General features: G+C 49.2%; 9 protein-coding genes, 2 pseudogenes and 1 riboswitch. Of the genes and pseudogenes, 4 read left to right on the top strand and 7 right to left on the bottom strand.

Translation table 11 applies throughout. The annotated features are described in order from the left end of the window. Window positions 1–38 precede the first annotated feature (38 nt). Complete coding sequence (locus tag HUN05_22575) at window positions 39–1,673, top strand: PAS domain S-box protein (GenBank protein ID WDP87566.1); 1,635 nt, start codon at window positions 39–41, stop codon at window positions 1,671–1,673. A gap of 27 nt (window positions 1,674–1,700) precedes the next feature. Here HUN05_22575 and HUN05_22570 read toward each other — a convergent pair whose 3' ends face one another. The 5 genes and pseudogenes from HUN05_22570 to HUN05_22550 form a co-directional block, all read right to left on the bottom strand. Beyond that, complete coding sequence (locus HUN05_22570; GenBank protein ID WDP87565.1) at window positions 1,701–2,813, bottom strand: DHH family phosphoesterase; 1,113 nt, start codon at window positions 2,811–2,813, stop codon at window positions 1,701–1,703. Between the two features lie 190 nt (window positions 2,814–3,003). Next, a pseudogene (gene cobT / locus HUN05_22565) lies at window positions 3,004–5,125 on the bottom strand (nicotinate-nucleotide--dimethylbenzimidazole phosphoribosyltransferase). Further along, window positions 5,122–5,325, bottom strand: a complete 204-nt coding sequence (locus HUN05_22560; protein WDP87564.1) for a hypothetical protein — start codon at window positions 5,323–5,325, stop codon at window positions 5,122–5,124. Before HUN05_22560 ends, cobT begins: the two are co-directional and overlap by 4 nt. A 5-nt stretch (window positions 5,326–5,330) precedes the next feature. After that, the gene (trpD, locus tag HUN05_22555; GenBank protein WDP87563.1) at window positions 5,331–6,440 is read right to left on the bottom strand and encodes an anthranilate phosphoribosyltransferase; all 1,110 of its coding nucleotides are present in this window, start codon (window positions 6,438–6,440) and stop codon (window positions 5,331–5,333) included. 50 nt (window positions 6,441–6,490) lie between these two features. Continuing rightward, a riboswitch (cobalamin riboswitch) is annotated at window positions 6,491–6,709 on the bottom strand. A 60-nt stretch (window positions 6,710–6,769) separates the two neighbouring features. Continuing rightward, complete coding sequence (locus HUN05_22550) at window positions 6,770–7,315, bottom strand: rhomboid family intramembrane serine protease (protein ID WDP87562.1); 546 nt, start codon at window positions 7,313–7,315, stop codon at window positions 6,770–6,772. A gap of 336 nt (window positions 7,316–7,651) precedes the next feature. On the opposite strand from HUN05_22550, the gene HUN05_22545 reads away from it, so the two are divergent. Then, window positions 7,652–8,446 (top strand): HD domain-containing protein, encoded by a 795-nt coding sequence (locus tag HUN05_22545; GenBank protein WDP87561.1) that lies wholly within the window; start codon window positions 7,652–7,654, stop codon window positions 8,444–8,446. Window positions 8,447–8,483: 37 nt separating this feature from the next. Here HUN05_22545 and HUN05_22540 read toward each other — a convergent pair whose 3' ends face one another. Beyond that, window positions 8,484–9,368 (bottom strand): DMT family transporter, encoded by an 885-nt coding sequence (locus HUN05_22540; GenBank protein WDP87560.1) that lies wholly within the window; start codon window positions 9,366–9,368, stop codon window positions 8,484–8,486. Between the two features lie 33 nt (window positions 9,369–9,401). After that, window positions 9,402–10,322: a hypothetical protein gene (locus HUN05_22535; GenBank protein ID WDP87559.1), complete on the bottom strand. Its 921-nt coding sequence runs from the start codon at window positions 10,320–10,322 to the stop codon at window positions 9,402–9,404. Between the two features lie 380 nt (window positions 10,323–10,702). On the opposite strand from HUN05_22535, the gene HUN05_22530 reads away from it, so the two are divergent. Further along, the gene (locus HUN05_22530; GenBank protein ID WDP87558.1) at window positions 10,703–13,828 is read left to right on the top strand and encodes an NAD-glutamate dehydrogenase; all 3,126 of its coding nucleotides are present in this window, start codon (window positions 10,703–10,705) and stop codon (window positions 13,826–13,828) included. Window positions 13,829–13,930: 102 nt separating this feature from the next. After that, window positions 13,931–15,279, top strand: a pseudogene (gene gdhA / locus HUN05_22525) (NADP-specific glutamate dehydrogenase). Window positions 15,280–15,498: the final 219 nt, after the last annotated feature.

The following is a 15,498-nucleotide window of genomic DNA, read 5'->3' as shown; positions in this document are numbered from 1 at the left end:
AAGATATCAATAAAATTTTATTTGCCATTTCATATGCTGTGAATATTACCCTGAATTTAGACGAGTTGTACCAACAGATTCATTCGTTGCTCGGTGCGATTTTTGATGTTACCAATTTCTTTATTGCCATTGTCAATGAGACGGAAAAGACCTTGCATTTTCCGTATTTCGTAGACCAGACGGATGACGCATCCTATAAGGTTGTGGATTTTGATCCCGAAAAATCATTGACCGGCTTGGTGGTGTCCCAAAGACAACCCTTGCTGCTCAAGTCTGGAATGCTAAAAAAAATATCAGAAAAAGATGGTGTCAGGGGACCGGTGCCTGAAATCTGGATGGGAGTGCCGATCATGATCAAGGATAAAGTCATTGGTGTGGTTACCGTTCAAAGCTATACAGATCCCAATTTATACACTGGGCAGGATTTAAGGGTTTTGGCATCCATTTCCCATCAAATTGCCATATCCATTGACCGCAAGCGTGCAGAGGATGAACTGCGGGAGAGTGAAAAACGGTATCGCCATCTCTTTGACCATGCCCCGGCAGGCATGTTTGAGATTGACTTTAGAATTCCCGCATTTGTTAAGGTGAACTCTCTTTTTTGTGAGTATACCGGTTTTTCCGAACTTGAACTGCTCTCCATGAACCCTTTGGTGCTTTTAACCCAACAAAGCCGAAAAGAATTTATGAAAATATATGAGCGCGTTCTTGGGGGCGGAAAAGCTGCTACAAATGTTGAATATGAAATCATCACCCCAAATAAGGAAAAAATTTGTGTGGTTCTCAACTCGGATTATATCTATGAAAATGGCCGGATGACAGGGGCAAGGGTGGTTGTCCATGATATTACCGAGCGTAAAAGAATGGAGCATATGATCATCCAGTCCGAAAAAATGATGTCCGTGGGCGGGCTTGCGGCAGGTATGGCCCATGAGATCAATAATCCTCTGGCCGGGATGATGCAAAATGCCCAGGTGATTTACAATAGGCTCACCAACAAGGCCTTGCCGGCAAATGAGAAAACGGCCCGTAAATTGGGCACTTCAATGGATATCATCAGCGCTTTTATGGAAAAACGAGGGGTGCTGAATCAATTGGAAAACATTAACAAAGCCGGCGGTCGTGCCGCTAAAATAGTTGAAAATATGTTGAGTTTTGCCAAGCTGGGAAAATCCATTAAAAAAGAAGCAAAAATAGATACCATCATTGAGCAGACCCTGGAACTGATCCAAAATGATTATGACCTTAAAAAAGAGTATGATTTTAAAGATATTGAAATCCTCAGGGATTATCATCCAGGTACCCCGGCGGTATTCTGCGAGAAAAGCAAAATCCAGCAGGTGTTGTTCAATATTTTAAAAAATGCTTTCCAGGAAATGAATCGAAAATTAAGTGATGTCTCCCCTAAAATCACGATTGGCCTCAGGCCGGGGGTAAATTCAATTGTTCTTGAAATTGAGGACAATGGCCCCGGGATGGATGCCCGGACCCAAAAGCGGATTTTTGAACCCTTTTTTACCACCAAGGAGGTGAGCAAGGGAACAGGATTGGGCCTTTCGGTTTCCTATTTTATTGTTGTAGAGGATCATAAAGGGAAAATGGAGGTTGAGTCATTTCCCGGAAAGGGTACCCGGTTTATCATAAGACTTCCCATTAACCCCATGGCGGTCTGAGCAGTAAATATTTATAATCGGTTTGTTTTATTCCCCCGATTTTGGGCGGATTATAAGCTTAAAATAGGTTTCCAGGATGGGGGCCAGCTTTTTTCTGGAGATCTCCAGGTTTTTTTGGGCGTAAAAAGAGATTTTACCGTTCAGCCCCCCAATTTTATGTTTTAAGGTGTAGGGTTCAAAATCCAGTTTTTTTTCCAGGAACCTGACCACCCCGTCATGGACGGCCCCGTTTTTGGCATATAAAACCATTTGCCGGTGAAATCCCTGGGCTTTATATGCAATCATGCATCCCAGAAGGTCCAGGTTTTTGGATCTGGCATAGGACTCAAACGCCAGGCCCAGGTTGTTTTCTCGTTTTTCCCACGCCTCCAGGCAGACCAGGGCCGATCCAATGCCCCATCTGAAGTCTTTGAAACCATACGCCTTGTAATCCCGTTTCAGAAGGTCAAAAGAGGATAGATCTTTCGTGCTGAACCTGGTGCTTTGAAGATGGTTAAAAAACGGAGTCAGTCCGGAGGGACTAAACTTGGCCAGAGCTGCAGCCATGGCTTTATCTTTTGGGGTCACGCGGCCGGCTTTTGGATCCAGGTTGACCGTGTCCAGAAGAATGGCGCCTAAAAGCAGGAGGCCCGGGCAGGGGGCAACCAGTTCCGGGTGTTTTTTAATCAGGCGTTCTCCCACCAGGGTGGCACAGGATCCCACCGCCTGGATTGTTTTTTTTGCCTGGGGATAAAGCCCCTGGTCCTTGTGGTGATCGAGGATCATGGAAATCTTAGGTCCATGGGATTCAAATGCCCTGGACAATTGATTGTGATCCACCAGAATTATATTTTTTGTCCGGGCCATGAAACCATCCGGCTCTATATCATCCAGAAAAACAAGGGGCTGGAGATCGATTTTTGCAAGCTTAAACAGATCGACCGCTTCTGGCCTGAGCCTGAAATCCCCTCTTTTTATGGGGAGCAGGGGAATACAGCAGCCATTTTGTTGTTTGGCTGCCATGGTATACGCCAGGACAATTGACGATACCATGGAATCCAGATCGCAGGCCTCATTGCCCATGACCACAAGGTCAATCGCTTTGTGATCTGTCTTTGTCCTGGATTGGGCCAGGTATTGGGTTAGTGTCGGGGTTGACATATTTTGGGTGCGTCTGTTTTGGGGTTAATACCTTTGCTGTGTGAGGGCTTTTTCTTTATCCGCCCATGGCTTTTTTTTATGGGAGCGGGCCGTTTTGATCCATCCATGCTTCACAGGCTATCCTCCTTTGTCTGGATTTGCAAATTTAATTTTTTCCGTTTTTTAAGGCTTCAAGCTGACCATTCCCCAATTATGTTTTTTCCGTGCCTGATCGGGATCTGGATATCTTGGCCTCGTCAAAGGAGGCCATTTCCGTCATGAGTTTGCAGGCCGTCTGAACCATGTCCATGGCAAGTGCTGCGCCTGTCCCTTCTCCCAGGCCCATGGACAAATCAATTATCGGGTCAAGGTCCATATGGGCCAGGGCTGCCGCCTGGGCTTTTTCCACGGATTTATGGCCTGCAATGAGATAGCCCTGGATTCCAGGATGGATGGCATGGGCGACCAGGCCTGCGGCAGTGGAGATGACCCCATCCAGAACCACGGCGCAGCCTTTGGATGCCGCGGCAAGCGCTGCCCCTGCAATGCCGGCAATTTTAAATCCGCCCAGGGTTCTTAGAATTTCAAATCCGTTTTCAGGATCAGGGTGATGGAAATTGAGCACCCGTTCAATCACTTCGGCTTTATGGGAGAGCCCCTCGTCATCCACCCCGGTTCCCCTGCCCGCAGCCGTGGACGGTTCAAGGCCTGTAATGGCGCAGATAATGGCCGAGGCCGAGGTGGTGTTGCCGATACCCATCTCCCCAAGGCCGATGATCTGGATGGGACCTTTGTCTTCCCAGATGGAGAAAAAGGCGGTCATCCCGTTTTCAAGGGCCTGGACAGCTTGATGTTTGGTCATTGCAGGGGCCAATGTCATATTCCGGGTGCCCGCGGCAACTTTTGCCCGGATCAGATCAGGATGGGGCTCAAACGCTTTTTTTACCCCCATGTCCACCACCTTCATTTCAATTTCGTGATGACGGCAAAGCACATTGATGGCTGCCCCGCCCTTGAGGAAATTGTCCACCATCTGTCCTGTGACCTCGCTGGGAAAGGCAGAGACCCCCTCTTCGGTAATGCCGTGGTCCCCTGCAAAGACCAGCATGGCTTTTTGTTCTATTTTCGGGGTCAGGGTGTTCTGGATTTGGCAGATCCGGACACTCAGGGTTTCAAGTTTTCCCAGGGCACCCAAGGGTTTGCTCTTATCATCCATTTTTGCCCCTGCCTCAGCCCTGAGCCTCTGATCCGGTGAGACAATCGCCTGGATTGTGGAAGCGCACAAGGGGCTGAGGTCAGATTTCTTTTTTATGGTAGAGGCCTGGGCCTTGGTGGAGACCTCGTTTTCAAAAGGGGTGTCATGGCCGGTAAAATCAAGGATATATTTTAAATCTTTGCCAGCAAGTACCCGGGCAAGAAGGTCAGGGGCCATTTGCGGAGGAACCACCTTTTGGATGAGCCCTTGAATGGATTCGGCCTGGGAGACCAGAAAGGGAATACCCTTTTCCATGTCAGAGCGTTTCATGCCGTATGCCCCGAAAATACGGGCCTCCTTGTAATGGATCAGGTTCAGCAGATTGGTCTCCAGGGTTTGGTTTTTTGAAATTCCGGAAAAAAAACAGATGCTCCCGCCCTTGTCCACCTTGGCAATGGCCTGGGCAAAGGCCTTGAAATCCGGACAGGCATTGATGACCAGGTCAAAAAGACTCTCATGGGTCTGTTTAAGGCATATCAGATCGGCCCTGTCCAGGATGGGGGAGATCTTCTGGATTTTGGCCTCATCCTTTTCTATGATCAGAGGAGAGTGGCCCAGATATTGGGCATAAAGTGCAATGATCAGGCCCATGGTGCCGCCGCCCAGGATTAAAATCCTGGCGCCGGGTTTAGGGGAGAGTTTTTCAAAGGCATTGACCACGCATCCCACAGGCTCGGCAAAACAGGCGGTGCGTATATCCAGATCCCCGGGCAGGGGAATCAGGCTGGCTTTGGGCAGAATCACCTTGTGGGCAAATCCGCCGTGGGTATGAAATCCTGTGATTTCCATCTTGTCGCACAAATTTTGTTTGCCTGCAAGACAATAGGGACAATTGCCGCAGCTTAGTCCGGGCCAGACCATATATTTTTTTCTCTTGGTCCTGAACCACCATCTCATGGCCCAGCACCCTGGGAAAGACAAGGTCCCGGTGTCCCTGGTCCCACATTTTAGCATCAGTCCTGCAGATGGCACAGGCCAGGACATCCATCAAGACCTGGCCGCTATCAGGGTCTGCTGCCATGGGGGGCAGGGGCTGGATTTCAAGCTGTCTGATTTTTTTGAGCACCATTTGAATCATGGAAGATCCTCTTCTGTTAACACGAGCTTTTTGATGACAATGTTTTTAAATCCTTTGGTTTCAGCCTCATTTGCAAGGGTTTTAACCTGGGCCAGATTTTTCATGGGAAAGACCGAGGCCTTGTCCAGGCCGACCTTAAAAAACCCTTGGGGCTTTACCCGCAGATAGTGATCACCGATTTTGATGATTAATAATTCCATGTTTTTTACACCAGGGCGTGAAGGGTTGAAAGGCCTTTTTCAGGGTCTGAGTTCTGGGCGGCAACCCAGTTTTCCAGGGTCTCAAATGCCTTTCCCTTTTCAAGGAGAACGGCTGCCTGCTCAATGCCCTGTTCCAGGGTGGGGGCCTTGCCTGCAGCCCAAAAAATCAGTCCTGCATTGAGGATGGCTGCATTTTTCCTGGGCCCTTCTTCCCGGCTGGCCATGAGGCCTGCAAACCGTTTTGCCTCATGTTCAAGTACAGGCTCGGGCTCGAGCGGGTCACAGGTTTTGGAGAAAAGGCCCAGGGCTTTTGAGTCAATGGTGAATTCTTGGATGGTTCTCTTTTTAGTCTCAGGGTCGGTGGTGATTTTTGCACAATGGGTGATGCCGCAGACCGAGGCTTCATCCATACCCAGGCTGGATCCTGAAATTTCTCCATAGAGCACAATGGCACTTTGAAAGCCGATCTCTTTCATGACCTGGGCCACCGGCATGATCATCTCCCTTGAATAAACCCCTCTGACCCCGATGGCAGGCAGGGCCGGGTTGGCCAGGGAGGCGGCAATGTTCAGGGTGGAACCGAAAAAAATGCCCGAAAGAATCCTTCCCAGGGCATTGGGATGAATCTGGGGGCTCATGCCGTTGAACAACCCCAATCCGGAGGTTTTTACGCTCTGGGCAACGGTAGGGGCCGTGCATTCCACATCAACGCCCAGGGCTTGGGCCATGTCCACGGTGCCGCAGGTCGAGGTGATGGCCCTGGCCCCGTGGCGGGCCATGGGCACCTTGCCTGCTGCTGCAATGATCGAGGCGGCCGTGCTGATATTAAAGGTTTTAAAGGTGTCCATGCCCGTGCCTGAATTTTCTGCTACATTAAGATCCCGATCCACCTTTACGGTATCCAGTTCATAGATGGCTTCCCAGGCCCCGGCCACTTCTTCGGCCGTCTCTGTCTTGGCGGTAAGGGCGGCTAAAAATGCCCCTTGCTGGAGCGGGGTGGTCTGGTTGGAAAGAATGGTTTCAAAGGCTTGATAGGCCTCGTTTCGGGACAGGTTTTCTTTGTTGATAAGGCGGGTGATTAACGCGCCAAAGGCTTTGTCATCTGCAAGGGACATGGATTTTCTCCTGTAATAATATTCAACAGGATTTAGTTCCAGCAGACATCCTTGGGTCTTCCGGCCTGGGCAGGCTTTCCGGCTGACGGATCATCCCTTGTCCTGTGTCTTCCCCTTTGGCCTGAATTTGTCAGGCCGCCAAGTGGCATCATACAGGTCTAAGTCCCCGTTCACGGCAACGGCTGGCATGCAACGGAATCTCACCGTTTTTCCTATTACCCCGGTTCCAAAAAAAATGGAACGCGGGCACCCTGGCAATGAGGCATAAATTATAAAAGAATCCCGGGGGATTTGTCAATATGAGATCAGGGTAATCCCAGGGCTCAGGCTTAGGTTCTGCCGCCTCTGAAAAATCCGTAAACCGCACCCATGAAGCCTCCGGCCAGGTGACTGAACTGGGAAATCTGGTCTATCTTGAGGATGGAAAAGATTTCGGATCCAATGAAAATTACACCCACCAGGATAAAGGTCAAAGGGATTTCTTTGGCCCTGAAATTGGAAAAAGAGCTTAAAAGGATCATCATGAACACCAGGCCGCTGCCTCCCATCAATGAGGTGGAAAAAAGAGCCGCATTGATCAGGGCGGTTGTTGCCGCCGTCACCACCATCATTTCAAAGAGTTTTAAATACCGGTATTTTTCCTCTAACAGGGGACCGACCAAAAGAATGATCATAAGGTTGCCCATGAGGTGGGACCAGCCGGCATGGGCAAATACATGGGAGACCAGGCGAAAATAGAATACAGGGTTTGAGAATTCAAGGTGAGCCGGGGATGACAACCTGATCCCCATGGTATGGCCAAGGGGCAGAACAAGGCAGATTATGGCTGCAAAGGCATAGGTCAGAATCACAGGGGCATTGTATTTGATTTTCATGGGGTCCCTTTTTTTAATGGTGTTTCCGGTTTATACCCCTGGTTCGGCCCGGGGTCAAGTATGGGCTTTTTGACCCCAAATCCACCGCCTAATTTTATATTTGTTAAATATGGGGATTTTCCGTGCTTTCCTGGCCACCAGGCGGTACCATATTGCGGCGCCAAGTGAGCGACAAGTGAGATAATATCCGTCATACTCCCCAGGGAGGAGCAAACGCAGGCAACTAAGAAGATGGCACCGCCTGGTGGATCAGGGCCCTTGCGGTCTCTTGACAAACAAAAGGGTTGGGAGGATACTTGAAAAATTAAACTTCAGCCTGAACCTGGACATTGATGCATGACTGAAAATGAGTTAAAAATTCTTGAACATAGGTTTTATGATTATACCTCGCCTTTTATCAACAGGGCTTTTGATCCCTATCTCTATAAGCTGAAACAAGCACACAGTCTCAGGGTCTGTGAAAATATTGCCATGCTGGCAGCATCCCTTAATCTCGGCAGGCCTGAGACCCGTCTTGCCCGGGCCGCAGCACTTGTTCATGACCTGGGACGGTTTTATCAGTTTGAAACCTATGTTACTTTTTCCGATGCCTTGTCCAAGAGTCACGGGGCGCTGGGTGCCGGGGTTATGGTGAAACAAGAGATTCTTGCGGGAATTTGCCGGCATGAAAAGCAATTGATTTTAAGGGCGGTGGCCCTGCACAATCTTGCCCGCCTTCCCAAGGGACTTGAAAAAGACCTGAACCTGCTTGTAAGACTGCTTCGGGATGCCGATAAAATAGATATTTTCAAGGTCATAAAAGCCTATTACCTCAGCTGTGAGACCCAGGCGTTTCTCACCCACGACCTGGAAGATGACGGTAAAGTATCCCAAGTTCTTGTGACCCAGCTTTTAAATGGCCGGGCCATTGATTATGATCAGGTGGCCACCCTCAATGACATGAAATTGTTCCAGGTCGGCATGGTGTATGATTTGAATTTTCCCCGGTCCCTGTCCGCCGTCCTGGCTCAAGGGGCGGTTTCCGCCATTTTAGGGACCCTGCCCCCATCTTCAATGATCACAGATCTTGAACATCGTTTAAATTCCTGGATCACAAACGCTGCTGCCGGTCAGGCCCATATTGCAGAATAAGGAACGCAAGATAAGGGCTGGCCCTTGAAAGGGACGGTTATTTGCTGAATATGGTGAGATAGGCGCCTGTCACTGCCAGGCAGATGGCAATCCCCCGTTGGCGGGTGATGGGTTCTTTCAGCCATACAGCAGCCAGGATAAAGATGAAGATGGTGGACATCTGATTGAGAATGGCCGCCCTTGATGCGGTGGTGTATTTCATTCCGGCCACCCAGAAAACAAGGGCAATGAAATTGCCTGAAACAGATGCGGGCAAGGCCGTGATCCAGGAGTTTGAAAATTTGAGTTCCCCAAGGTAGCGGTTTCGTTTCGGATGGAAAAGGAGAATGGCCCCCAGGGTGATGCAGCCGGCGGTTACCCGGACCAGGGTGGCCCAGAATACATTGGTCTGTTCCAGCACATCTTTGATCATGACAATACCCACGGCCATGAATATCATGGACAAGAATCCTGCAAGAACACCGGTCAGGATGGCGCTGTTGGGTTTAACGGTTTTTTTTTCGGGAGAAAAGGATCCCACAAGTATGGCACAGATGACCAGGAGGCTGCCGAAAACAGCTCCCTTGCCCAAGCGTTCGTCTAAAAGGAGAAAGGAGAAAAAAAGGACACTGGGTAAATAAAGGCACTCCACCACAGCCACCATACTTGCTCCCAGCCGGTTTAAGGCCATAAAAAAAAAGATGTCCGCCAGGGTGATGCCTAAAAAGCCGGATAGGGCCAGCAGCAGGGTGTCATGGGCGTTAACATCCGGGAAAAAAGAGATATTCATGACCCCCATGGAAAGGCTGACCAGGACAAAGGCCACCAGGCTTTTATAGATATTCAGGGAAAGGGGGGAAAAATGGTCCCCCGATTTTTTAAATAAAATAACGGCCAAAGCCCAGAAAAAAGCGGAGCTCAAGGCAAACACAGATCCAAGCATTTAATCTGCTCCCATGGGATGATTCAGGGCCGGTTAGAACCGGAAACTGCCCTTGAGGTGGGGAATCCCTTTTTCCTGGTCCCTGATCTCGAAAACCGCTTGGCTGCCATGGGTTTCGTATCCGAGAGTAACGGTGGCCGGTAAAAAAATCGGCAGCTTGAGCGCGCCTTCCATCTCAAGGGTGGGCGGGTGCCCAAATTCTTTTTCAAGGCTTGCCCCTGCCCGGGCCAGACTCCACATGCCGTGGGCAATGGGCTGCTTGAATCCGATAAATTTAGCTGTCCACCCGTACAGGTGGTGGGGGTTATAGTCTCCTGAGACCCCGGCATATAATCTGCCGATATTTTCCGGTACCCTGATGGTTTCTTTTACGGCCAGGGCAATCTCTTCTTTTCTATCTTTTTTGGGTTTTTTTTCGGGGTTTTTGGCCCGGGTAAAATAAAGGGCTGTCCCCTGCCAGACGACCTCTTCTTTCCGGGCCGGTTTGGCCTTAAATTCAAACCGGGTATGGATGCCCCGGTCGGTCTGGGTCATGTCCAAAAGAGAGCAGAACAGGTCCAAACGTTGGCCTGCAGCCAATGGGTGTCTCAGTTCCAAGGACTGTCCCACCTGGATCAGGCCCATGGGGTTGATGGGAAAACAAGAAGACCCGATAAATTTGGCCACCACCCCGATAAACAGTGTCTGGATAAACGAGGCTGGCACGGTGTCAATGCCGGGATCATACCCGCACACCTGCTTGAACCGGTCTATTTTTTTTTCGTTAAGTTCAACATCTTTGAGGACAAAGCAAACGTTTTCAAGGATGGTTTGGGCTGAAAGGTGCGAGGGCTTTACCATGGACAGGCAGATCAGTTTGGCAAATAACCCTGGAATACCGGGTGTCCTGGTCATGGGAACCATTTGTTGACTGCCCTGGGGCGTGAAGATGACAGCATTTTGATTCTGATTCATAAATTAGTGTCCTATAGTATAAAAAAATAGGAAAATATCCTATCATGTCTGTTTGGTAAGTCAATACGGGTTCTGGGATATTCAATAAAAATAGGCGTTTATTTGCCTCCAGGTTTATAAAACATTGTTTTTTAAAAAAGCTGCCTGTTTAAGGTTGACCAGGCCTGGTTTAGGGTATACATCGATGGACGAATTATAAAAATGACAAGGGATTTTATGAATTACGAAATTTATAATCCAAAGTTTGATTAAAATATTGTAAGCAACCCAATGAAAATGTTATTTTATTTCTTATTCATGATCCGTAGAATCCAACTGGTAAGACCTGTATTTCAATTAGATAATTACATCGTAATCATGCAAAGCTTATAGGAGACCCAATGGGGACTCAATCCCAAGGCCCTGTTTCAGCAGGCACCTACATTATCAACCAGGCCAGACAAAATCATCTCAACCCCAGTCTTTTATACGAGGCGGTTATTGACCTGTCCTCCGAAGGTCTGATTACTGCAAACTGCATTAACAGGGCCGCAGGTATTCTGCTCAACGATTTGGCCCTGCCCCAATATTTTTTTGAAACCATTACCAAAGATTCCCTTAAACACATCCTGGCCTCCATCGCCAAAAGCCTAAAGGTTCAGGGGGACAAGGTGGAGCTTTCTTCCTGGGTGGCAGACATTGATCTGGACCTTTTCCAGGGCAGCCAGGTTCAGCGGGTCCGCATTGCCACAAAGGAGACCCGGGATTCGGTGGAAGCGCTTTTGGACACCCAGCTGACCGGTCATAGAAGAGAATACTACTATAACCCTGAAAAAGATTATTATACCTATATATTCAGGACCGAGACAGTGGCTGATTTTCCTTCGGACAGGTTTTCAGACACCCGGTTTTTATTCGGCCTGGACCAGGATTATACCCAGACCCCGAGGCTGACCCGGAACCGGTATGAGCAGTTCCTTGAGTCCACCTCCGATTCGGTTCTTCCCATGATCGAGGTGTTTAACCTGTCGGATATCGGAGAAATCAGGTTTATGTTTAACTCTGATTTTGAACGTCCCCAGTTGGCCGTGCTCCGGCAGATATTCAACGATCACAGCCTTGTCATTACAAGGGCCTATTGGGAACCCTATTACAACGATGCCGCTCTGCCCTCTTCCATATGTTCACTCTATGTTAAAGGGGAATTGTCAAGGCAGCAGGAAGCCTGCCTTGTTGACGATCTCAGTGCCTTTTTGAGTTTTTCCGTCAATGGGGTGACAAAACTATACGTGGCAGGAAAGCTTACGTTTAAAGAGATGCTTTTTGCCGGTAATGCAATTGACTTTACCCATATGTTCATCTTTAACGAGCGGGGCAATTCAAGTGACCGGGAAATCATGGAAAGCCTTGACAATGCAGACCATAAGGCTGCATTTGCCGGCAGGATTCATGAGTCCAACAAGTTTACCTATGTTTCCAGGACCATCATGGAAACCGTTTGTGCCCATCCGGACCTGATTCAGTTTCTGTTCAGGCTTTTTGAGCGTAAATTCGATCCGGCCGGGCCCTGCGATCTTTGTCCAGCTGATCTGGAGGCAAAATGGGACGCCTTTGACCGGATGCTGGCAGTGCGATTCATGGACTTTCCTTTGGGCCGTGATATTTTTGCCTTTATGTTCAAACTGGTCCCGGCCACCTTGAAAACCAATTTTTACAAGCCTGCAAAACGCTCGTTTGCATTCAGGATGGACAACCAGGTCATGGATCCTCTGGTCTTTGAACAATTTGTATTCGGTGTCTTTTTTGTCAACGGCCATTATGCCTGCGGCACCCATTTGCGGGCCGATGATATCGCAAGGGGCGGGCTGCGAATGATCCGGGTCACACCGGGCAACCATGCCATGGAACTGGACAATGCCGTATTGCTCAACTATGCGTTAGGTCCCAAGGCCCAGCGTCTTAAACACAAGGATATTTGCGAGAGCGGATCCAAAGGGGTGGTGGTTCCCCATGCCCTTTACGCGTCCTACGCCATGGATTCGCTTTACGATTATACCGAAGGAATCATGGATCTCATGTTGCCTGATCCCCATGTCCATGACCATTTCGGCCAGCCTGAGATGATCTTTTTCGGACCGGATGAAGGCACGGCACCGTTGATGGATGCCGTGGCGTTCAGGGCCAAACAAAGGGGATATGCCCATTGGCGGACCATTACCACGGGTAAAAGCTTCGGGATTCCCCATGACGCCTACGGACTTTTGGACAATGGGGATGTTTTCGGGCTCTTGGAGCATGATCACAAGACAACGGAACTTGCCCTTAACGGAAAGGTGGTTGAAACCACCTCGGACATGGACAAAATCTGGAACCGTATTGGCGGAAAAATTGAGATCAGCGGCATGACCACCACCTCGGTCATGGGGGCTTTCCGCACCCTGATCCAGCATTATGGGGCAAAGGAAGAAAATCTGAACCTCATGATGACAGGCGGACCTGACGGGGATTTGGGGTCCAATGAGATCCAATGCTACAAGGGAAAGATTTGTCTGATCATTGACGGGGGATCCGTGCTCTTTGATCCGGACGGCTTGGACAAGAAAGCCTTGATGAAACTGGGGTTCATGCGCCATTCATCTCCTCGGGTCAACTCCCTTGAATACCCGGTTGAAAAATTGGGTAAAAACGGATTTCAGGTCCCGTTAAAGGGGAAAAATATCAGCCTTCCCGACGGTCGTATTGTGGAGGACGGGGCTATTTTTCACAGAAATTTTATCACAGATCCCAAGAATCGAAAATATATTGAACAGGCCGATATCCAGGCTTTTATCCCCTGCGGGGGATTCAAGGACACCATCAACCATGCCAATGTCAGGGCCTTTGCCTCCCTTTTTACGGGGTTGCGCTTTATTGTGGAAGGGGCAAATGTCTTTTTTGATGATGCCGCAAGACGGTATATTGCCTCATCCACGGATATCCGCCAGATTAAGGACAGCTCGGCCAACAAGGGAGGGGTCTTTTCCTCTGCCGTGGCTGAAGTGCTCACCGCCTTTTTGTTTGAAGATGACTATGAAAAAAGACTCATGGAAGATGTGAAAACCCGGTGGGCATTGATTCGGGATATCATGGGGCTTGTTTCCACCTATGCGGCGGCAGAAACCCGGATGCTGATCAAGATTCATGAGGCCAACCCGGAGATTCCTCTGTTTGTGCTTTCCGTAAAAACCAGCGAACAGATTTTTGAGTTCCAGCATCTGGTGGCAGAGCATCTTGACCAGCTCACGGCCAAAACTGATCTGCTTTGGGAAGTGCTCAAATCCTATATCCCCGAGGTGCTGGTCAAAGGTCTGGGACGGGAGGCTATTTTAAATATTATGAATGAAAAACCAGCCTACCGGGATGCCATCATCACCAAGAAGATGGCATCTCTGGCATTTTATGAGCACGGACTTGACTGGGAGGCCTATGCCGCTTCAGCCAAATCCGATTTCATGGGCGCCATGTCAACCCTGTTTAATGTTGAGTAATATAAATTTTATTTTGAATCATATCAAAGGACGCCGCCACTATTATTGTGGCGGCTGAATATAAAGGGGGACTATCTTTTAACAAAAAACAGGAGTGGAAAAATGGGAACAATAATGGACGTGGTCAATGCAAGGGATCCGTTTGAAAAGGAGTTTCACCAAGCGGTTCACGAGGTGGTGGAATCTGTAAAACCGGTGCTTGACAGAAATTCTGAATACCGCCACGCCGGTATCATGGACAGACTGGTTGAACCCGAGCGGTTGATCCAGTTCCGGGTGCCCTGGATGGATGACCAGGGCAAGGTCCAGGTCAACCGGGGATTTCGGATAGAAATGAATTCAGCCATCGGTCCGTATAAAGGGGGACTTCGCTTCCATCCGTCCGTCAATCTTTCCATTTTAAAATTTCTGGCCTTTGAACAGGTATTTAAAAATGCCCTGACCACCCTTCCCATTGGCGGGGGCAAGGGGGGATCTGATTTTGATCCCAAGGGAAAATCCGATTTTGAGGTCATGCGGTTCTGCCAGAGTTTCATGTCAGAGCTTTTCAGGCATCTTGGGCCTGATACCGACGTTCCGGCCGGCGACATCGGGGTGGGGGGGCGTGAGATCGGGTATCTTTTCGGGATGTATAAAAAATTGAAGAATGAATTTACAGGTGTGCTCACGGGCAAGAGCCTTAATTGGGGCGGCAGCCTGATTCGTCCGGAAGCCACAGGGTACGGATCTTTCTTTTTTGCAGATGAAATGCTGGCCACCCGCCAGGAGAGCCTGCAAGGCAAAATCTGCCTGGTGTCAGGATCGGGCAATGTGGCCCAGTACACCACTGAAAAGATCAACCAGCTCGGGGGCAAGGTGGTTTCCCTGTCCGATTCTTCAGGCTACGTCTATGACGAGGAAGGCATTGACGGAGACAAGCTCCAATGGGTGATGTACCTGAAAAATGTCAAGCGGGCCGAATCAAAGAGTATGCCGACAAGTATACCACTGCCGTGTACACGGCCCTGGACGGGTCAGAAGAGTATAATTCCCTTTGGGACCATAAGGCCCATTGCGCCTTTCCTTCGGCCACCCAGAACGAGATCAATGAAAAAGATGCCGCAAACCTGGTGAAAAACGGGGTGAGCGTGGTCTGCGAAGGGGCCAATATGCCCACCACGCCTGAGGGAATTGAAGTCTTTTTGGACAGCCATGTCCTGTATGCCCCGGGCAAGGCTGCCAATGCCGGCGGTGTGGCTGTTTCCGGCCTTGAAATGTCCCAGAATGCCATGCGGATCAAATGGTCCCGGCAGGAGGTCGAGGCCAAACTCAAGGGGATCATGCAGAGTATCCACGGGGCCTGTATGGCTGCCTCCCAAGAGTACGGCACCCCGGACAACTATGTGAACGGCGCCAATATCGCAGGCTTTGTCAAGGTGGCGGACGCCATGATGGACCAGGGCATCGTATAAATTATTGTCCTTTATGAAAAAAGAACGGGTCTGGTTTTGCAGGCCCGTTTCTTTTTTACAGGTCTTGTGTGAGAATGATTATCATCAGCGGATGTGATACTTATGGGGTGATCGAATATCACATTAAAATTTAGCTTAAATCATTCAAGGATTTATGATATTCGGTTAACCGAGATAGTTGTGTTCGCAGGTTTGGTCGCTGCCCTTTTTTAAAAAAAC

The sequence above is a fragment of the Desulfobacter sp. genome, assembly GCA_028768545.1.
GTDB lineage: Bacteria > Desulfobacterota > Desulfobacteria > Desulfobacterales > Desulfobacteraceae > Desulfobacter.
This window is presented reverse-complemented; position numbering and strand designations above follow the sequence as displayed.

Bases quoted from the DNA above. Each gene is read 5' to 3' on its own strand.
- HUN05_22570 (WDP87565.1), bottom strand. From the start codon at position 2,813: ATGTCAACCCCGACACTAACCCAATACCTGGCCCAATCCAGGACAAAG.
- HUN05_22560 (WDP87564.1), bottom strand. From the start codon at position 5,325: ATGGAATTATTAATCATCAAAATCGGTGATCACTATCTGCGGGTAAAG.
- trpD (WDP87563.1), bottom strand. From the start codon at position 6,440: ATGTCCCTTGCAGATGACAAAGCCTTTGGCGCGTTAATCACCCGCCTT.
- HUN05_22550 (WDP87562.1), bottom strand. From the start codon at position 7,315: ATGAAAATCAAATACAATGCCCCTGTGATTCTGACCTATGCCTTTGCA.
- HUN05_22545 (WDP87561.1), top strand. From the start codon at position 7,652: ATGACTGAAAATGAGTTAAAAATTCTTGAACATAGGTTTTATGATTAT.
- HUN05_22540 (WDP87560.1), bottom strand. From the start codon at position 9,368: ATGCTTGGATCTGTGTTTGCCTTGAGCTCCGCTTTTTTCTGGGCTTTG.
- HUN05_22535 (WDP87559.1), bottom strand. From the start codon at position 10,322: ATGAATCAGAATCAAAATGCTGTCATCTTCACGCCCCAGGGCAGTCAA.
- HUN05_22530 (WDP87558.1), top strand. From the start codon at position 10,703: ATGGGGACTCAATCCCAAGGCCCTGTTTCAGCAGGCACCTACATTATC.